This is a genomic window from Brevibacillus humidisoli, assembly GCF_020923435.1.
Taxonomy (GTDB): Bacteria; Bacillota; Bacilli; order Brevibacillales; family Brevibacillaceae; genus Brevibacillus_E; species Brevibacillus_E humidisoli.
In genome coordinates, this window is the sequence record NZ_CP087263.1 from 4,237,358 (window position 1) to 4,256,650 (window position 19,293).

17 protein-coding genes are annotated in these 19,293 nt (G+C 45.0%); 3 read left to right on the forward strand and 14 right to left on the reverse strand.

Annotated elements, in window-relative coordinates:
- Nucleotides 1-430 precede the first annotated feature (430 nt).
- A complete protein-coding gene (locus tag LOK74_RS20575; protein ID WP_230043856.1) occupies nucleotides 431-1,381 on the reverse strand; it encodes a DNA adenine methylase in 951 nt (316 codons plus the stop codon).
- 248 nt (nucleotides 1,382-1,629) lie between these two features.
- On the opposite strand from LOK74_RS20575, the gene istA reads away from it, so the two are divergent.
- Both istA and LOK74_RS20585 read left to right on the forward strand, forming a co-directional pair.
- Complete coding sequence (istA, locus tag LOK74_RS20580) at nucleotides 1,630-3,141, forward strand: IS21 family transposase (RefSeq protein WP_007780157.1); 1,512 nt, start codon at nucleotides 1,630-1,632, stop codon at nucleotides 3,139-3,141.
- A complete protein-coding gene (locus LOK74_RS20585; protein ID WP_230042328.1) occupies nucleotides 3,138-3,854 on the forward strand; it encodes an ATP-binding protein in 717 nt (238 codons plus the stop codon). Before istA ends, LOK74_RS20585 begins: the two co-directional genes overlap by 4 nt.
- Here the strand turns inward: LOK74_RS20585 and LOK74_RS20590 are convergent.
- The 12 genes from LOK74_RS20590 to LOK74_RS20645 form a co-directional block, all read right to left on the reverse strand.
- Entirely contained in the window at nucleotides 3,827-4,555 is a 729-nt protein-coding gene (locus LOK74_RS20590) for a hypothetical protein (RefSeq protein WP_230043857.1), read from the reverse strand. The genes LOK74_RS20585 and LOK74_RS20590 overlap by 28 nt on opposite strands.
- Nucleotides 4,556-5,123: 568 nt before the next feature.
- A complete protein-coding gene (locus tag LOK74_RS20595) occupies nucleotides 5,124-5,537 on the reverse strand; it encodes a very short patch repair endonuclease (RefSeq protein ID WP_230043858.1) in 414 nt (137 codons plus the stop codon).
- A 6-nt stretch (nucleotides 5,538-5,543) separates the two neighbouring features.
- Nucleotides 5,544-8,810 carry a type ISP restriction/modification enzyme gene (locus LOK74_RS20600; RefSeq protein ID WP_230043859.1) on the reverse strand — a complete coding sequence of 1,089 codons (3,267 nt, stop codon included), beginning with the start codon at nucleotides 8,808-8,810 and terminating at the stop codon, nucleotides 5,544-5,546.
- A complete protein-coding gene (locus LOK74_RS20605) occupies nucleotides 8,788-9,864 on the reverse strand; it encodes a DNA cytosine methyltransferase (RefSeq protein ID WP_230043860.1) in 1,077 nt (358 codons plus the stop codon). Before LOK74_RS20605 ends, LOK74_RS20600 begins: the two co-directional genes overlap by 23 nt.
- A complete protein-coding gene (locus LOK74_RS20610; protein WP_230043861.1) occupies nucleotides 9,845-11,167 on the reverse strand; it encodes a DNA cytosine methyltransferase in 1,323 nt (440 codons plus the stop codon). The genes LOK74_RS20605 and LOK74_RS20610 overlap by 20 nt, the downstream gene beginning before the upstream one ends.
- Before the next feature lie 56 nt (nucleotides 11,168-11,223).
- Complete coding sequence (locus tag LOK74_RS20615; protein WP_230043862.1) at nucleotides 11,224-11,412, reverse strand: helix-turn-helix domain-containing protein; 189 nt, start codon at nucleotides 11,410-11,412, stop codon at nucleotides 11,224-11,226.
- A 329-nt stretch (nucleotides 11,413-11,741) separates the two neighbouring features.
- Nucleotides 11,742-13,433 carry a DUF262 domain-containing protein gene (locus tag LOK74_RS20620; protein ID WP_230043863.1) on the reverse strand — a complete coding sequence of 564 codons (1,692 nt, stop codon included), beginning with the start codon at nucleotides 13,431-13,433 and terminating at the stop codon, nucleotides 11,742-11,744.
- A 372-nt stretch (nucleotides 13,434-13,805) separates the two neighbouring features.
- The gene (gene rlmH, locus LOK74_RS20625) at nucleotides 13,806-14,285 is read right to left on the reverse strand and encodes a 23S rRNA (pseudouridine(1915)-N(3))-methyltransferase RlmH (protein WP_230043864.1); all 480 of its coding nucleotides are present in this window, start codon (nucleotides 14,283-14,285) and stop codon (nucleotides 13,806-13,808) included.
- 3 nt (nucleotides 14,286-14,288) lie between these two features.
- Nucleotides 14,289-14,531, reverse strand: a complete 243-nt coding sequence (locus tag LOK74_RS20630; RefSeq protein ID WP_230043865.1) for a CxxH/CxxC protein — start codon at nucleotides 14,529-14,531, stop codon at nucleotides 14,289-14,291.
- Between the two features lie 225 nt (nucleotides 14,532-14,756).
- Nucleotides 14,757-15,266: a DUF2306 domain-containing protein gene (locus tag LOK74_RS20635; RefSeq protein ID WP_230043866.1), complete on the reverse strand. Its 510-nt coding sequence runs from the start codon at nucleotides 15,264-15,266 to the stop codon at nucleotides 14,757-14,759.
- A 424-nt stretch (nucleotides 15,267-15,690) separates the two neighbouring features.
- Complete coding sequence (locus tag LOK74_RS20640) at nucleotides 15,691-16,257, reverse strand: biotin transporter BioY (protein ID WP_230043867.1); 567 nt, start codon at nucleotides 16,255-16,257, stop codon at nucleotides 15,691-15,693.
- 475 nt (nucleotides 16,258-16,732) lie between these two features.
- Nucleotides 16,733-17,977, reverse strand: coding sequence for a S1C family serine protease (locus tag LOK74_RS20645; protein ID WP_230043868.1), 1,245 nt, complete (start codon nucleotides 17,975-17,977; stop codon nucleotides 16,733-16,735).
- Nucleotides 17,978-18,235: 258 nt separating this feature from the next.
- Here LOK74_RS20645 and LOK74_RS20650 point away from each other — a divergent pair, with 258 nt between their 5' ends.
- Complete coding sequence (locus LOK74_RS20650) at nucleotides 18,236-18,523, forward strand: hypothetical protein (RefSeq protein ID WP_230043869.1); 288 nt, start codon at nucleotides 18,236-18,238, stop codon at nucleotides 18,521-18,523.
- Here the strand turns inward: LOK74_RS20650 and LOK74_RS20655 are convergent.
- Nucleotides 18,501-19,289, reverse strand: coding sequence for an MBL fold metallo-hydrolase (locus LOK74_RS20655; protein WP_230043870.1), 789 nt, complete (start codon nucleotides 19,287-19,289; stop codon nucleotides 18,501-18,503). The two genes, LOK74_RS20650 and LOK74_RS20655, sit on opposite strands and share 23 nt — an antisense overlap.
- Nucleotides 19,290-19,293: the final 4 nt, after the last annotated feature.

The window sequence follows — 19,293 nt, forward strand, 5'->3', positions numbered from 1 at the left end:
CTCCATATCAAGACGGCGAGGACAGGCGCATCACGCCAACTGCACATCAAACTCAGACCAATAACGAGTGAGCCGAAAAACGAAAAGGAGGGGAGCAGAACAGGTGCGAGTGGCGGGAAAAGTCCAATAAGGAAAAGATTCCCTCATTGGACTCATCGCTCTGCTGACCTCATCTAACCGATCTTAATAAGCAATGTCGTCTCTGAACTTTTCTCATGTCCAATCTGATCAAACGTCTGGTACTTAATGTATTCGTTATCTCATTTCATGTCCTCAAATTATTTAATCTCACTGCATATTATAAAAAATATGCCCAGAACAACTCAATAAGCACAAAGCACATATCGGTGGTTTTTGGTGGTTTTGATGGTTTTACAGCTAGTCCATAGGTATTAGAAGCCACTCCATCGGTTTTAGAGCCAGTGAACCGCTAGACAGAACCATAATCAAACCAGCTGACCTGATCCTCTAAACTGGCAGGGATATCGAAGTTAATCCAGAGATATTCCTCATTATAACGCCCGACTGATGCCGAACTGGAGACATAGAGTCTTCGCAAATACAACTTTCGCCATCCCGCCTCAACCAGTCGATCATAGATGAAACTATTGTAACCGCTGAGGGCAACTTTAGCCTGAATCCCCATTAACCTATCAACCAGCCGCTCATGATCTGCCATCGTCCAAGAGCGATCTCCATAGTGCTTATTTATTATCGTACAATCCGGTGCATAAGGTGGATCAATATATGCAAAAGCCGAGCTACCCTCGGCAATCAAATCAAGCAATTCTATGACATCGCCATTAATAACCTGAACATCAGCTAATATCGGGTAGAAACGATCTAACTCCCTTACCCGTTTAAAATAACTTCGAAGCCGCCGCTTGTCTGACAACCTTGAAGAATCAAAAGTACTGGTCATGTCCGCCGCGCGTGACTGCATACACTGGATAAAGGTGAAAGCTGCTGATTCGACTCCTCCCAATCGATAGGAATGTCCCATCGAAATCATACGTGTCTCATATTCCAGCGCATGCCTCGCCCGAAGAAACACATCCTCACCGACTCCCAAATCCTCAAGCAACGCCATTAATTCATACACATCAGGTTTCATACCCAAACAAGCGAAAAGATTACACAAGCCGAGATGGATCTCAGAGTAAACTCGATGCTTGAAAAGACTAACTGGCAAGTTTAAAAGCGTTCTCGCACCACCACCGCAGGTTTCATAAAACGAATCCAAACTATATGTACGAGCGGCGTACTCTATTACCGCGATGATTTGTTCACACAAGGCGAATTTCCCGCCAATATAAGAAATAACCGAGCGAGGATGCCCGACGTCATACTTTATGGCATTTTCTCGTTTAGCTACGCTCATAGAATCCCCCTAGAGCCTAAACTTTCCCCAGATCATCTATTTTGAAGATATAGAACCGCTTAACCTCTTTGGAGCTAATGTTGGGCTTTATGGGCTCCTGTAAGCGAGCCTGATTACTGTTTATGGCATGATTTAAATGTACTAAATGGCAGCTAATTTATGCTCATATTAAAAAGAGCCACTTGCAACATCTATTAAAAAACATACACTCCCCGTTGGGCATAACGTTCATGGGAGGTATATAGGAGATGTTAGCAATGGCTGAAGTCAATTATATCAGACATGAAACAAACACAAAAGGTCGCTCCTACTCTTCTGTTGCAAGACAGATGAATATGGATCGCAGGACAATCAAGAAGTATTCGGAGATGGAGGATTTCAATCAGGAGGTGAAGTCTGTACAGACAAGGAAAGCCAATGTAATGGATCCGGTTAAACCAATCGTTGATCAATGGCTACTTGAAGATATGGGGAAGAAAAAGAAGTTCAGAAGAACCGCAAAGCGAATCTATACTCTTCTCGTTTCGGAACATGGATTCCAAGGCTCTGACCGTACGATTCGTGCCTATGTGGCGAAAAGGAAAGCCGCCTTATTGGACGAGAGCAATGACACTGCCTTACCGTTAGAGGCGAAGGCCGGCACAGCACAGGTAGATTTTGGGGAAGCTCCTTTTAAGCACAGGGGAAAAGAGGTCATCTTGCCCTTCCTCGTCCTCTCATTCCCTTACAGCAATTCATTCCTGTTTCAAGTGTTCCCTTCCCAAAACCGGGAGTGTTTTCTACAAGGACTGACGAACATGTTCGCCTTTCTAGAAGGCGTGCCGCATACGATCCGTTTCGATAACCTGTCACCTGCGGTGAAGAAAGTGCTGCCAAACGGGGAACGGCAAGTAACAGAGGAATTCGCTCGTTTTGTTGCCCATTATGGCTTCCAATATGAATTCTGCAATCCGGGAAGCGGAAACGAGAAAGGGCACGTGGAAGCAATGGTCAAATACATACGAAACAACTATCTGTTGCCGGAAATCCACTATGAAGACCTGTCGGTCTTGAATGAGAAGACCCTGAATTGGAGCCTGGGGGATCGGAAACGTTGCCACTATGAAAAGGATACCCTGATTGCCGAACTATATTTGGAAGACAAGGAGCGCTTCCTCCAACTGCCCGGTAAAGCGTACGAATGCGTTCGGTTCGAGCAGGTCAAAGCGGATAAATACGGAATCGTCCGTATTGACCAAAAGCAATATTCCACTTCGCCACGCTTTGCGGGACAAGCGGTATTGGCGAAGATCTCATTTGATACGATCTCGCTTCTGAACGAGGAAAATGAAGTGATCGTACGCCACCCCAGATTATATGGGGAGACAAAGAAGTCGATGGACTGGCAACCTTATCTGACCTTGATGGCAAAGAGGCCAACCGCTTTGAAATACAGCTCATTCTACGATCAATTGCCGGAGGAATGGAAAGCCTTTTTCGGTGAATGTACAGTCGAGGAGAAACGGAATGCTCTCCAACTTTTATCCGTCATATTAAAGGAACAGGATTTCGACATATCTCTACAAGCCCTACGGATTGCATCCGAACATGGACATCCTACCACGGAATCCATCAAGCACGTCTATTATCAGCTTGTGAATGGACGAGGCATTCGAGAAACACTGTCGCTTCCGCCTTCAGTGCCATCAACTAGAAATTCAAGCAGAGGCCTCTCTCATTATGATCGGTTGATGATTATGCCAGGAGGTGAGCAGCGGTGAGAAGCCTCATTGAAGAGCATGCCAAGCGTTTGAAATTAAGTTGGATACGGGAGAATTATCACGCGGTGGAAGCTGAAACACATGAAGAATTTCTGCTCTGCTTATTCGAAAGGGAAATACAGCAACGAGAGGAACGGAAGCTCAATCTCCTTCTCAGTCAATCCTGTTTGCCGGATATATCTGGCAAGCAGCTAGAATGGCACGGTATTCATATGAATGGAAACATTACAAAGGAAGAAATCTTGCAAGGCAGGTTCATAGAGAGAAAAGAGAATTTAATCCTATATGGAGGCGTCGGGGTCGGGAAAACGCTTATGGCAGCCTTGGCAGGCTGGAACTGCATCCAAAAAAGCCAAAAACGGGTGCGCTTCTATACAGTCGCTCAACTCGTGAACAGCCTGTTAGAGGTTAACGAGAAGGGAACTCTTGGTAGGCTGTTTAAACAAATAGAGAGCCTGGATCTATTAATTCTTGATGAATTAGGCTATGTACCCCTTCACAAGCAAGGAGCAGAGTTACTGTTTCAAGTGATCAATCTGTGTTATGAAAAGCGTAGTGTCATCATAACCAACTTACAGTTCGGCCAATGGAATCACGTTTTTGGCGATCCAATACTGACGGAAGCATTCATTGATCGTCTCATTCACTATTCGCATTTGATTGTTTTTAATCGTGATAGTTTTCGTCATAAGGATTCACTGATGAATCGATGATACCCTGGTTGGCAAGTGTGCATTTTTAATTGCCAAGCGGTACATTTTCTACTTGCCAAATACACCTGATTACTTCGCTTTAAAAGAAGCCCCTGCTCCAGCCACCCCCGAGCGATCTCCTTAAAACGAGCATCCCTGGTACCACCATCCAGATCAAGTATCTCTAACAAAGCCTCTGTAGTGATTCCAACGGCATTCTCTCCATACTTTTCTGCATATTGTTCGGAATCAAGAATAACCCCCGAACTAACACCATTTTTATACGCATCCGATGAGACTGTCGGGAAAGCATCAGGTTCGGACAAAACTGCATCAGCAACCAAGCTGAACAACTCCAAACTCTCATCTGCACCAGCAGAGCCTTCCATCTCCGACAGCAAGTTTGGCACTCTCCTGAAAATACCGTTTATTTTAAGGTACTTCACATAATCGATAGTTTGATGTAGCTCCACCTTCTCCATACTCCCAAAAACATTCAGATCTCTGAGAAATTCATCGAACCTATCCCTCAAATCGATGACCAAGAAACACTTCGATGCATGACCCTCTAACTTCGTGGTAAACTTCACTGCATACGTATTCTCCGTATATGCCGGATGTTTCCCGTATAATAATTCAACCTCCCACAAAGCCTCAACCGGATTCGCCATTTCGCTGACCTGTTCAGCTATATTCTTCCGCTCCTTTACCAACTGTAACACAGAGACCGCTCCTCTCTTTTAAAAAAGTACTCCTCAAGGGAAGTTGACATATTGTGACAATCTCTAAGACCATTCTATCAAAAAGCAGGTGATCTGAACATCCTGACAACAAACACTCCAGAGTAAAGAAAAACGACTCAACAATTCTGAGCCGTCCATCTTACCAACTAAGTATAGACCTATAAAGTCAATATTAAATTCGAATAAATCCGTCAAAAAACATCCTGAAAATAAAGCAAAACTGGAGGGGTAAAGTACCAACTGTAACGGATCAACTCCATGAAAATATGATAAACTGCCGTAAACACGACGATTTTTGAGTGAAAGGAATATCCGAAGAAGAAATATACTAACGGAAGGACAATAAGTCGGAGTTTACAACAAATACTTTTACATATAATGCTATTTTATGTATTATTAACCTATGGTGGGTGTAAAATTCGCTAACATGGTAGTGCAGAAGGAAAAGTTATTAAATAATAAATGTGAGAGATAGGGCTATTTCCTACGAGTGAACTTAGCCCTATCTCTCACTGGTGCCTCGGAACATATAATCTTCAAAACTTATTTATAATTCGAGAAACCTTAGGAGTCGTGACATAGTTTCGTGCAGGTTTTTCTTTTTTAACTCGCACTCCCATATTCGCACGACAGTCCAGCCACGCGCTTCAAATCTATCTGTGATTTTTTTGTCATGCAAAATGTTACGTTCACGCTTCTTATCCCAATAATCAGCATTTTCTTTTGGGCGTGTATTACGACAATTGTGACCGTGCCAAAAGCAACCATCAACAAAAATTGCAACCCGTTTTTTAAGGAACACAAAATCGGGATGCCCCTTTACAGGGTAGTTGCGGCGCCATCCTGTAATTCCATATTCCGTAAACAAGTTAATCAAACGTAGCTCTGTTGATTTGTTGCCTTTCGACCTCACCCTTTGCATCACAGAAGAGCGAGTCTCCTTGTCATACACATCTGCCATAGCCGGTCACTCCTCTTGGGCTCCACCTGCAGAAGGTATTAAAAGTGGATATTCGCCCTCAATGACATCATGCATGACTACATCAATTTCCCCGACTAAAGAGATATATTCTACCAACTTATTGATTAAGTTTAGCAAATCGATAACATCATCGCGTGAAAAGACACAATGGGTAAAGTCGTATGAATTGAACTTCATCCAGACATTTTTAATGATATCATAACCTGCGATATTGATGCGTTGAACATCAAGAGGACATGGAATCTCTATTTTTATTGTTCCGTCGGAAAGTATGAGAGTCTCGTGCTCTTCGTCAAAGGGCTGATCGATAAGCTTCAACTTGAAACCTTCTGGAATCTCTGCTTGGATAGCTGCAACATCAAAGCCCATACGGTTTGCGGGGATGTAGTCTCGCTTTTCAAGTTCTGCCACTCTTCGTCCAAGCGAACTTATGTGACGGAATACATCCGCATTATTTACAATCGGAATGCGCGGCCGCATATCAGCGCGATTTACGGTAAACAAAGCACCTTCGAATTCGTCTAAATATACCTGCGAACAAAGAACAGCAAACGTATAGAACACCACTTCTGTCGCGACAACATCAGTTGGGACTTCTAATAATTGAGATAAGGTAGCGCACAGGTCAGCATGAATATTGTTGCCGATAACTCTATTCCGAGTGCCTTTCACAGGATACTGATTAAGATAAATGTAAGAGTTGCCTCTTCGGCATAAATCATTATCAGGATAATACCAACAAAAAGAAGCAAATTGCTTAAGCATATCTTTTTGGTCCTTAGGCGAATGAGAAAGCGCAAATCCGATAGTTCCCTCGGCATTGAACGCCGCGCTGATTTCTGGGCGTCTTCGTGTTCCACCGCCCCCAACTCGGCTAAATCGGTGTAATAGATCCTGCCAGAGAAATGCCTTCATGGGCAAAAATGGTCTGAATGCATAATCGACAATGTTGGTATCAAGTAAAGTGTCAACGGCTCGCACATTACCGTAAGAAGCCAATTGCTCGGCAAAGAAATTTGTCTCCACAACTTTTGGTGGTTTGTCTTGATTTGCCATCCATTCTTCCGCAGCGGATTCCCTTAGTTGCATAATTTCCTTGCTACGCCGCTTAAGCATAGGTGCTTTCATATGCGTGAAGATACTCGTTGGAGCCAATTTTATACCAGAACAATATTGCTGAAAAATCGCGATCTCATCTGCTTCGCTACTCACAGGCCAATATGATGAATAAAGCTCTTGATTAAAAGGTATCGATGGACAGAGGCCATAGTTAGCCTCGTCGATATCATGTTCCGTAAACATCTCGATCATATTTTCAGCACTCTGCTTAAGTATTTCTGTTTTTTCTGCTTTTGCACTGCGGGAGAGATCGAAATACATATATTTGGTCATTCCAACGGCTTCTCCATAACGGCGTGTTGCAAAAAGTATAGCCCGCCCTTGTTGGGTATTAAACAAGCTGTCGGATCGAATACCGGCTCTTGCGTCGGCATCTACCGATACGAGCCACACACTGGAAAAGTGTTCAACAATGTACTTTCTTGCAAACTTGTATGAATCGGCTTCGAGAAAACTGGATGGCACGATCAACGCCAAAAAGGAATGATTCTGAGACGCTTCTAGTTTTTCACAAGCCCAACGCAAGAATTGTAAGTACGGATTGTTAATTTGTTTTTGAGTATTCTGGCGAATACGACGGTTTTGAACAGGTGGTCTAAAATCATCCATGAGATCCAGGATTACCGAAAAATCATCACCTGCGTTAATCTTCGATGAATCTGAAGATGGAGGATTTCCAATAACAAGAGTTATCGGTCTTGAAGCAATTTCATAAGCTCTATTTAACTCATATCCCTCGACCGTATGGGTATTTGCAGGAATGCCAAAAAGATAGTTGCTTAGTGTGTTTGCTAATAACAATTCATTCTGGGAACGCGCTTCATTAATCTCTGTGTTAAGCATTGCCATTCGATAATTAGCAAGCATATATGGGGCGGGTAATATTTCAATACCACATAACAAGTACGCCCCTCTTTGTACATCGTTTCTTCTTATGCTTTCGAGAAACGATCCCGTTCCGCAACATGGGTCAATAATTGTGTTCCCGTCTGAAAAGATACTGTTTCCATCAAAAGTGCGCCTTGCGATAATTTCAGTTAATCTAACTATAAAATCAGCTAACTCGATGGGAGTATAAAAAGCACCATAATCGAAACGCGAACGAGCATCAAATTTAGATAAAAAGAGTTCAAACAGTTTATGATAATCAGGATGCTGCCGCTGTTGCTCGGTCATGTGAACGAACGATAAGAAACTTATACACTCATCAGTCCATGTGTGTATAAAACTACTTTCGTTACCAGGACTGTTTAAATAATGAATAATAGTAAGAAACGGACGAAGGGCTTGTCCTTCGACAATTTCTCGCGACAGGTACTCCCTAATTTTTCTTTCCTTTTCTACTGCAGAATCAGCATCAGTACATTCAACCCGATGTGCAAATAAAATCGTAAACATTATAACTTGCGCTGCAAAATCTGCGAACACACGGTCTTCACGCATATTCTGATCGTTATGGTTATATACCAGTTCTTTCAATTCGTCTAATAAAACGATTGCGTTTCTCTCTTCATCATCCATTGCCTCGTCTAACGGGATGGCAGAATAACGAAGTATTTCATCAGACAGATTGCGCGTTCTGAGCGCTACTTGCTCTACCAATGTCCCTTCGTCGTAATATTGAGGCGACGGATCAGAAAAGAATCTATGCATCATGTGCTCAAACTGTGGATTTGGAGTAAGGCGAGACCAATCGGGCCGATTCATTAGTGCTTTATCAATCAACGAAACGACTTGTGGTTTCTTTCCATCAGTAAATGAGTAAACAAAGTCTATACCATCAGTGATTATAAGCTTGTGTCCCAAGGAAAGATAACGATTAAATTGCTCTTCATACGGAGTAATATCAAAAGAGTTCTGGCTCAAGCCTTTGGCTTCAATATAACCGTATACACCCAAAGTATTCCTGTCATGCATACGCCAATCAGGTCTACCCATACGAGCTTGATTTTTTGGTTCGAGTACGACAACGATATTCGGGTTACCGTTAAGCTCGACAGCCAGCTCTCTAAACATAGTATCCAAAGGAGGTCTGAAGGAAAGCTCCGCAGTGTGTTGATTACCTGCCAGAGCGTCTCGGTATTCCTGCTGAAGGCTTGTTAAATATTTTCTAATGATTGCCTGATAGGACAAAATCTTTCACTTCTTTTCTAAGGTAATATTCGATTATGCTCTCACCAATAATTTTCCCCAGTTTCGGAGGGACGGCGTTTCCTATCTGTCGAGCAACTTCAACTTTTGAACCCGAGAACACAAAGTCGAGTGGAAAAGTTTGCAATAATGCTCCTTCGCAAAGCGATATGCTCCTCAATTGTTCAGGGTGGCCAAACATTCCACGTGTGAAACTATCAAAACGTGCTGTAATAGTAGGTGCTACATCATCCCACGACATTCTACCGTATACATTGCGATGACCAATAATTGCGCTATCTATCTTATGACAATCTGCCAGTAACTCAACGGGGAGATGGTCGCGCCCCTGACCTTGTTTCAACGCCATAAGCCGTTTAATATTTTTATCGGACAGCCGATCTCTTCTGTGAAGAGGGTACTCCGGATGTGAGGTTCCGTCCTCTGGAGGCTCCGGTAGGAACTCTATTGTTTCGCGTACTGTTTGGCGTTCGCCCGTCGGTTTTGGAAAAGTATATTCAGAGCCTATATCCTTTCTTTCTCCGACCAAAATAATGCGCTTCCTGCGTTGCGGAATACCATAGTCTTCTGCATTTATAAGTTGCTTATGTACAACATAGCCAATAGCCTCCATGTTGCTTATCAAATCAAAAAGGATCGTTTTACCACGTTTGCCTTGTATGCCTGATACATTCTCCATTACGAAGAACATCGGTCGAACCTCGTCTATAAGGCTTCCGTATTGAAGAACAAGATCATTTCTGCTGTCAACATCTTCACCGATACGCTGTACTGAAAACCCTTGACAAGGCGGCCCACCGGCAAGAAGGAATAGTTCCCCTTGTTTTAACCCAATATCATTAAGTAGCCGTCCTCCAAGCATATTTCTAATGTCTTCACACAAAGCAGGATGTGAAAAGTACTTTTTATTGTTATTGATTGTCTCAATACATTTCGGATCAATGTCAAAACTAAGTAACACTTCAAGTCCAGCCTCTTGAAGACCTAACGATAAACCTCCCGCGCCTGAAAAGCTATCAACACAAGTTAACCGCATTTTTGAACCTCCTTGTGCTTTTAATGCCTGCGATAACACTTGAGTATGAATTGCTCACCGGCAAGTCTACAGCTTGAATACCCGCACTTAATTGTGCTTCCGATGGTTCGCAAGAAAGAAGTTCTATTAATACGCTTGACGCAATACCGCATGACAATAGGGGTGGTACGGCTTCTCCAATTTGACGGTAAATGTCATCAAATTTTCCTTCAAATGCAAATCCATCAGGGAAACTCTGTAAACGCGCAGCCTCTCTTGCAGTAAGTCCTCTATCTTGTACAGGATGCGTAAATCGTCCACTCGCAGGATTCCGGGCGTAATGTGTTATTGTAATAGAAGGTTTGTCCCAACTAAGTCTTCCATAAACATCTGAAAAGCCATTAACCCGAGTCAAGCACTCGGGGCCAACTCCTTCAGGTAATTTACCGCCGTCATGAGGGACTTGTCTAATTACTTCGAGAGTACTTGGCTTGTGAGCCACCGCTTTATGCATCCAATCTTCAGTTGAAGCCTCACCCGCGGCAAGTGGACTTAAAGAACCAATAGCATCTCTAACAGTTCTATATTTATCCGGTGTATAGACACCTTCTGGTAACAGGAACTCCTTTTTCATACCAATAATAACCGAGCGAAAGCGTTCCTGTGGCACTCCAAACTCGGCGGCATTATAAATGTGTTGCTTTACTATATAACCTGCATTGAAAAAAGCTGTCCTAGCTTTACTGAAATATTTCCAATACTTATTAGATAAAAATTCAGGGACATTCTCCATGATGAAGACAGTAGGATTCACTTCTGAAACGATACGAGAAAATGCTATCACAAGGTTGTTTCTTTCATCATCTTCTTCATCCCATCGTTTTTTCCTATGAGAGGAAAATCCTTGACAAGGAGCACAGCCAATCAGGACTGTTGGGAGTTTCGAGTCAAAATTGATGCTCTCCAGAAAACTCTTAATGCTCTCCCTATCTTGGGATATCTTTAAGATATCATTATTTAACAATGGAGTCCCAAAGTTTTTACTATATGTAGCCGCAGATATAGAATTAATATCGCATCCTCCTAGGAAACGAAAAACTGGGAAGATGCGATTTATTGCGGCAAAGCCAAGAGAGGTTCCTCCCGCACCACTAAAGAAGTCAAGCACTTGAATAGGGTTACCGGCTGTCTCTCCAATATTCAACGGCTCAAACGAAAGCAACGCATTTTCGGATGCGGTGAATAAAGCAGACTTGTATTCTCTGTAATCATTAATACCAATAGCGTTAGTAGTCACACTTTCAAGTAACTCTTGTAATTTCATTCTTTCACCTCAAAAACTCAATTATTCATGATGTAAAGTATACATAATCAAGACAATTAGTCCAAAGCACTTTTACCGCTCTTTACCCATTCGTCTATTTCAGACAGCTTGAATTTCCACAACTTGCCGATCTTGCAAGCAGGAATTGACTGTTTCTTTATCCAGTTACGCACAGTATCCTTGTTGACTCCAAGATACTCTGCCACTTCTTCGAGGCTTGACCATCTTTCATTAGTACTATCCATTCTAAGGCTCCTTCAGATCGAAGAATATAGTTTCTATTTATTATATAAGATACCAAGTAGAATTGTAATTGTTTTGCCTAAAATAAAATGCATTGATCTGTTTTAATATGATTTGATATGAAAGAGTATGTGTGGCTGCACTTAAATAGAAATAACCCGCTCTTGTGAACGGGTTCAGTAAGGGGACAAAAGATTTGAACTCATCAAAAATTGAGCAAAATTACACGTCCAAGTTATTCTTATAGCGACATCAATTATTACACACTCCGCATGCACCATATGGTTACAAAAAATCAAGGGCATTCTTTAACTCATATGGAACAAAGATATCACCCTAACAACTCACGTATCTTTTCTGCAAGCATTGTTTTTCTTGCCTCATAAAACTCTTCGAAGTCTTCAATTTCAAGTGAAAATTCTTGCGGAATCATAGCCTGTTTACAAAATTCTACTTTTTGTTCATCGTTCATATCATTGTAATAATCAACGAGTCGCATATCATTTTTACTGCCATTACTTCTACCTTCAAGCAGATGTAGATTAGGTAGACGATTACGCATACCACGCCATCTTCGCCAATCTTCTACAGAAACAGAAAAAGGTTTGCTTTCGTTGAATCTGTTATCCGGATGAAGATGATCTTGTTCATATTTAAAGTTTTTATTTGTCCAATCAAGATTCAAGTAGTATAAAACCTCTCCGGCAACTCTGCTGCCTTTTTCGGAGTTGAGTACATCTTCAATTTTACCATCTGTGACTCTCAAATCATTCATCTGGTCAAGCATTTCAATTGTAATTTCATAGTCAAAACTATTAATGTTACTCTTCATCTGTTGTAGCTTACTTGTAGTACCTGATTGGAAATAAGTAAAGAATATCGCCCTAAGTAAATAAGCTCGAACACCCTTGATGTTTTTATCGTAATCAGGATTATAGTAAATATAATAGATAATCGGCAACAGCACGTTCCAACTACTTGAGAAACGGCTTACATCAATTTTCATTTTTATCAGTAGACTTTCCAAATTTGTCAGTGCTTTCTTGAAACCACTCCAATCATTTTTTAAGTCCTCTGCAATTTTTTTGTTAATAGTGGATTTTACAACATCACCATACAGCATCAAAGCCGAACGGATAATAAAGTCCGTACCGAATCCTGCATACGAGTCAACGAGAATTTTCCCAAACTCCGTTTTTGCACTTGGCCAGTATGCCTCAAGAATTGACATCGTTATTTCGGATTTTCGCAGTGCTTTACCGCCACTATTAAATCTTACAAACATCTCAAGAGCATCATCTTGTTTCATGTCTGTAATCTCTGTATATCTAACGAGTTTTTCGACAAAAATCTTTTTATACAACTTCAGCAGAATGTTTCTTGCGTAATCCTTGCTATCTGCCGGAACATTCACGATGGCATCTTCAATTGCTTTTTCTCTTGTGGTTTCATCTTGGAATTTCTTATCAAGGATGTTTTTTATCTCAAACTGGGTTGGGCTCAATCTTCCAACCTTTTCACTAAACTTAATATCGAATTTTTTACTGTTATATTCTTCTTCATCGACAGATATCTTATTCTTGTTCAGTTCTATAAGTAATTTGGTTACAATCTTATCCCCGGTCTTTTTTCTGGCGTAATTCGGTCGTATGTATGCTTCCCCGAACAACGACAAATACAGTGATGTTAGCCTTTGCTGTCCATCCAATACCGCTGTATCGGTATTCTTAACATTTATGCTTGTCAACTCATAATTAACGCTGTCAGCCTGTTTTCTGCTATCAAAAGTAACCTCTAACAAAAATCCGCAAAAGTAGGTATCCCATGTCACATTGGAGTCATCAACGTGCCAGAATAGAAATGTCGCAATAGGATAATCCAGCAAAATGGAATCCCATAGTTTTTCAATTTGCTCCATACCCCATACAAATTGTCTTTGAAACGCAGGCATTACATATTTTTCGTCTTTGATGTTTTGTAAAGCCTCGTATATTGTTATGCTGTTATCTATTAATTTGCTCATTCTCGTACCTCACAATCCCTAATTCAAAGACTCGATTTGTATTTCATGAGTGTATCTTCAACATTTGCCAAACTTCATTTATGAGTAATTTATATCGAATCACCAAATCATAGTTCGACAATTTTTCTCAATTTCCTTCTATTTCCTTAATATCTTTCACTTTTGCCTCTACAGTATCCGCGCATATGGAAAGCCCAAGCACTGACTCCACTTAGGCGCTGTCAGTTTCATTGAAAGGTAAATGCGGCTGCTCCAAAAGTGCTACACTCTTACGAGCGACACACAGCACTCCACATGTGTTGCATTTTTAAGCCCCGATTTGGAGACTTAGCATCGAAGCGTCCACCTTTAGCTCAACCCTCTGCTTTACCACTACCGATGATACGGTTCCCCCCGACTAATCCTAAACCCCCGATACACCTGCTCCAACAAAACCAACCGCATCAACTGATGCGGAAACGTCATCTTCGAAAACGACAGCGCCGCATTGGCCCGCTGCAGCACCTCCTCCGACAGCCCCAGCGAACCCCCGATCACAAATGCAATCTGACTTTTCCCCTGCAACGCCAGTCTATCCAGCTCGCTAGACAACTTCTCCGACGACCACATCTGGCCCTCGATGGCGAGGGCGATCACGTATTGATCCGGTTTGATCTGGGCGAGGATGCGCTCGCCTTCTTTTTGCTTGATCTGCTCCATTTCGGTTGGACTTAGATTCTCCGGCGCCTTTTCGTCCGCTACCTCGACGATCTGCAGTTTGCAGTAGGCAGAGAGCCGCTTGCTATACTCGCTGATTCCTTCTTTCAGATACTTTTCCTTCAGCTTCCCGACAGCGATAATCGCGATCTGCACCAGCTACATCTCCTTCACACGCAGCAGGACGACCCGTCCTTCCGCTCCGCAGACCATGCACGTTTTCTCCAGATCGAGATTTTCTACCTGTTCGATCGGGTATGTATCAGGTGCCACTTCGTATTGGTCCACATAATCATCCAGTTCCCGCTCCACATGTTCGGCACAGCTCACTCTTACCGGGTACCCATCTTCTATCGTCATCTCTTTTCCTTGAATCACAACTGTTTTTTCTGTCGTCTCCATTTATGAACCCTTCCTTTCCAATCTAGTACGCAATTCGACCGTGATCAATTGTTCATTCGTTCTTTTATTCATTATTCATTATTCATTGTTCATTCGTTCATTGTTCATTGTTCATTGTTCATTCTGTTCCCTGTTTCCATTATTCTACCCTTTGCGGGCCGCTGCATGTGCGGTGAACCCTGCACTCACACGCGATACTGCCCTCATACCGGATGTTCTCCCCGACTACTGCTGCGTGCAGTTGCTATTTGTACCGCTCCGCTTACCATACTTCCTGCCCATCATAAAAATCAGCGGTGTCCCAACAATCGTCGGCAAAAACCAGACCAGCAGCACCGGCAGATCGCTGACCAACGGGATGTCCCCATGATTAACCACCAGCATCCCGGTCACCACTCCGATATAAGACCCCAACATCCCGCCGATGTGCTTGCCCATCCAGTTGCGCCAGCCACGCTTGCGGGCCAGGTATCCGATCAGCGCCAGTCCATATGAGAAGATCGCGATATAAAACAGATAGGCGCTCTCCGACCAATTGGCGATCGCCATCACCACCGATGAGAGAAACACCCCGACGTAGGCAGCGTGATAGATTTCGCCGGTGATCGTGTGCAGCCCCTTTCGCTTTGCGGCAAAGGCGGCTGCCAGCCCGGTCAGCAGGCAGATGGTTCCGGACAAGATATGAATCCATAAAGTAAGTTCCAGAAGTTCAAACATCGCCAGAAGTTCAAACATCGATGTATCTCCTTCCCCCGCAAGCACAGGTTGCCGTCCCTTCATTCTACCCGACTTGCCGCGTAAAAGAAAAGATAGCCCCTACGTACCTCTGTCATAACGACAAACCCCCATGTCTCATCAATTGGGAGACATAGGGGTGCACAAGATCGTGTTTTCTGGCATTCTCATCATTATCACATAACGACCCGAATGGTACGCCGTTTCAGTCTAGCAGCAAATCCTCTCGTATAGACGGGGATAGGCGGAGAGTAGCTCTTTCCCGGAAGGAGCGACAGTAGCTCTTTTCTGGAAGAAGCGACTCTTGCCAACCAGCCTGGCGCAGCGGACAGTCCCACTTCCTGGCAGGTTGGCTTTGGTGCGACTGGAGGAAAAGAGCTACTCTCCCCGGCGCCGCTTCCCTTTTGTCTGCAGCCCGGAACGGCTACGCCGCTTTTTGTGGACTCACCAACAATTGGGCTTGCACCAACCGGTTCCGCACAATGATGCCGATCCAACTGGCCAGAAACGCCTTGATCAGTCCCACGACGATAAACGGAGTGACGCCGGCAGCCATCGCCTCGGCCCACGTCATATCCAGCACATACTTCAACTGCACCGCTCCAAACGCGAGGGTAATCACCATCCCAACCGTGTTGGCAATCATCGCCATCGCGATGGTATACCGAGTCCGCTCCAGGATCAGCCCGGTCACATAAGCCGTAACAATAAATCCAATAATATATCCTCCGGTCGGACCGATCAGGATGTGCGGACCTCCTTTTGCTTCAGCGAATACAGGCGCACCGATTGCCCCCAGCAAGGCGTAGCAAATCATCGCCAGTGCTCCGTAACGGCTGCCGATGATCGTCGCCGTCAAGCCAACCGCCAGTGTCTGGCCGCTGATGGGAACGATGGGAAGCGGGATTTCCACTTGTGCCAATACAGCCGTAATCGCCGTAAACATGGCGCATAGAATCAACATGCGCAAACGCGTATTTCTCGTTTCCATCCACGAACCACCTCCTATATGTTAACTCTACACAATATAAAAGTTAACATATATTCGGATGGTTTAAAAGATAAAAATGAGAAGAGACCGCGTCCTGAGCATTCATTTGCAAGCCAAACACTAGCTACTCAAAAGATAATGAAACGTCTGTCTACGTAATAGGCGATCTACATCATCCTCGCTGGAGCCCGGTGAAGCACCGACACCCGAAAGAGCTTGCAAAAGGAAAAGAGGCGCGATGATCTCCTGTCGCGCCTCCTGTGAGAAGAACCTTAGGTTAGGAAAAAAGCGTGGGAACCGCCACACACGACCTCATCTGAGCGAATCTGACCGTATCTTAGCCGATCTGACCGCACCTTAGCCAATCTGACCGCATCTGACGATTCCATAGGCTGTTCCATCCATCTCCTCATCTTCAGGTGCGGCGATCAAACCGCACCTGAACAGTGCCGTACATGACGTCAAGGAAACGCCCTTACTGCCCTTGCTCACCCAACGTCACCGTAGCCGTCTTCAGGAAGCCGTCCCGATAGTACGACACTTCTACCTGTTGTCCGGCTGTTTTCTCCAAAGTCAGGTACTTGCGCAGTTGCGCACCGCTAGTGATCTCTTGATCATCCAACTTGACGATCACGTCGTACTGACGCAGTCCGGCTTTTGCCGCTGGCGTAAATTCTTCGATCTGCCAGATCAGCACGCCTGCTTTGACCTCATCCGGCAGGTGCAGCTCCTGCTTCCAAGCGTAACGCGGTATCGTGGTTAGATCACGCGGTACGATTCCCAGATAGCCACGCTTTAGTTTTCCGTCTTCCACTAACTGCTTGGTGATTTTCTTCACGTCGTTGATCGGAATCGCAAAGCCGAGTCCCTCTACATCCTCTCGGGCGATCTTGAGCGTATTGATACCGATCACCTGTCCCTGGATGTTGAGCAAAGCCCCACCGCTGTTGCCGGGGTTGATCGCGGCGTCGGTCTGGATCACGTCCAGTTCCCAATCTGTTTCGCCGTCGCTGTTGAGATCGACCGGCATGGAGCGGTCGACGCCGCTGACGATCCCCTGGGTCACCGTGCGGGAAAACTCCAGTCCCAGCGGATTGCCGATGGCGATAGCGGGCTCGCCTACTTTCAGCGTATCAGAGTTGCCCAATTCAGCTACGGTCGTCACGGCAGAGCCGTCAATCTCCAGTACGGCCATATCCGTGTAGGGATCTGCACCGAGTATTTTTGCTTCTACCTTATCTCCGTTGGGCAGGGAGACTTCCACTCGCTCAGCCCCATCAATCACATGGTAGTTGGTCACGATGTGTGCCTTGCCGTTTTTCTTTTCATAGATGACGCCCGATCCCTGACCGCCTTCTACCGTTCCGGTCTGCTGGGTCCAGAAGTTGGTTACCCGCCGGATGTTGATCACACCGACAATCGCCTCTTCTACTCTCTCTACTGCCTCCACGGTAGCGGATTCGACGCTGAGAGAGACAGGCTGAACGACGGTATTGGCTGTGTTGGCGGCGGTAACAGCATCCCCCTCGTCCTTGGCAAAGGCCAGATTAGGTTGGATCATCGAGATATAGCCAGCCTTGGACAGCGTCGGCAGCATCAACAGAACAACCAGCCCGCCAATCACCGCGGAAGTGATCGAGGTGAGAATCAGCCGACCGATGCCACTATCACGACGTTTTTTTCGCTGCACCTGATACATGTCATCATCGTAAAAACCCATGCTTTCTCTCTCCTTCCTCTTGTATTACTAGGGTAACAGCTTTTTGCCCCATCTATACGATTTGTCAACTATAGTATACAAAATCGTTTTGGCAAAGTGGCGTGAGAAATATGGAAAGGTTGTGGAATGGGCTGCGCGACACGATATTTGTTAAGCATATTTGCCGGTCTGGGCGGATAAGCTGGTAGTAGATTCTCAGTCTCTACTTTACCGGATGAAAGATCCGACTACTGACCACATAGGAAAGGATTGATAGAAATGAAACGCTACTCCCCGCTGCAAGAGATCAATCTGGCCGCCAAGCTGGCTGACCTGCGTGATGCCGACTACCACAATACACTGCTTCTGGATGCCCTGATTGAACTCCTGATCGAAAAAAACGTGCTTTCGCACGAAGAACTGCATGCGAAAGCACGTCACCTGGATCAACAGACGGTTGTGGACGGGCGCGTGCTACCGAGCAGCCATCCTCAATCCGATTCTACCAAACGACCGAATCGACCGCCAGAGGACAGTGTGTCCCCTACACCTCCTCCATTCTCGTAGGCCGGTGCGGGTATGTCTCCCGCAGATGGACGTCGTCACCGACGCGCAGCCCTCTTTCCTCCAAAACATCCTTTACGGTTAGCTGGGCAAGGTCCATCAGGTTGTTCTCCTTGCTCAGGTGAGCCAGGTAGACGCGTTCTGAGCGCCCGCCGAGCAGATCACAGAGCGCCTCACCGGCCGCCTCGTTGGAGAGGTGGCCGACGTCACTGAGAATGCGCCGCTTGACGCTCCAGGGATACTGCGACATGCGCAGCATCTCCACGTCGTGATTGGCCTCAAAGATATAAGCATCGGCGCCGCGGAGCGTCTCTTTGATCCGATCGCTGACATAGCCGAGATCCGTGGCCACACTCAACTTTTTGCTGCCATGGTAAAAGCAGAATCCCATCGGTTCGGCCGCATCGTGGGAGATCCCGAACGACTGCACCGTGAGATCGGCAAACTCCCGCATCTCGCCCACTTCAAACGGCTGACGCTGTTTCTCGCTGATGCGGCCGATCTGTCCGTCCATCGCCTGCCAGGTCTTTTCGTTGGCATAGATGGGAATCTCATAGCGGCGTGCCATCACGCCAATCCCCTTGATATGGTCGACGTGTTCATGGGTGACCAGAATGGCCTGTAGATCCCCCGGATGGACCCCAATCTCTTTGAGAGCCGCTTCCGCCTGTTTTCCTGTGATGCCGACATCGATCAGCAACGACATCCGATCGGTGCCGATGTAGATCGCGTTTCCTGTACTTCCGCTGGCCAATATACTAAATCGCAAACTG

Excerpts from the sequence above, each read along its gene's own strand:
- LOK74_RS20575 (WP_230043856.1), bottom strand. The coding sequence starts at position 1,381 with ATGAGCGTAGCTAAACGAGAAAATGCCATAAAGTATGACGTCGGGCAT.
- istA (WP_007780157.1), top strand. The coding sequence starts at position 1,630 with ATGTTAGCAATGGCTGAAGTCAATTATATCAGACATGAAACAAACACA.
- LOK74_RS20595 (WP_230043858.1), bottom strand. The coding sequence starts at position 5,537 with ATGGCAGATGTGTATGACAAGGAGACTCGCTCTTCTGTGATGCAAAGG.
- LOK74_RS20605 (WP_230043860.1), bottom strand. The coding sequence starts at position 9,864 with ATGCGGTTAACTTGTGTTGATAGCTTTTCAGGCGCGGGAGGTTTATCG.
- LOK74_RS20610 (WP_230043861.1), bottom strand. The coding sequence starts at position 11,167 with ATGAAATTACAAGAGTTACTTGAAAGTGTGACTACTAACGCTATTGGT.
- LOK74_RS20615 (WP_230043862.1), bottom strand. The coding sequence starts at position 11,412 with ATGGATAGTACTAATGAAAGATGGTCAAGCCTCGAAGAAGTGGCAGAG.
- LOK74_RS20620 (WP_230043863.1), bottom strand. The coding sequence starts at position 13,433 with ATGAGCAAATTAATAGATAACAGCATAACAATATACGAGGCTTTACAA.
- LOK74_RS20630 (WP_230043865.1), bottom strand. The coding sequence starts at position 14,531 with ATGGAGACGACAGAAAAAACAGTTGTGATTCAAGGAAAAGAGATGACG.
- LOK74_RS20635 (WP_230043866.1), bottom strand. The coding sequence starts at position 15,266 with ATGTTTGAACTTCTGGCGATGTTTGAACTTCTGGAACTTACTTTATGG.
- LOK74_RS20640 (WP_230043867.1), bottom strand. The coding sequence starts at position 16,257 with ATGGAAACGAGAAATACGCGTTTGCGCATGTTGATTCTATGCGCCATG.
- LOK74_RS20645 (WP_230043868.1), bottom strand. The coding sequence starts at position 17,977 with ATGGGTTTTTACGATGATGACATGTATCAGGTGCAGCGAAAAAAACGT.
- LOK74_RS20650 (WP_230043869.1), top strand. The coding sequence starts at position 18,236 with ATGAAACGCTACTCCCCGCTGCAAGAGATCAATCTGGCCGCCAAGCTG.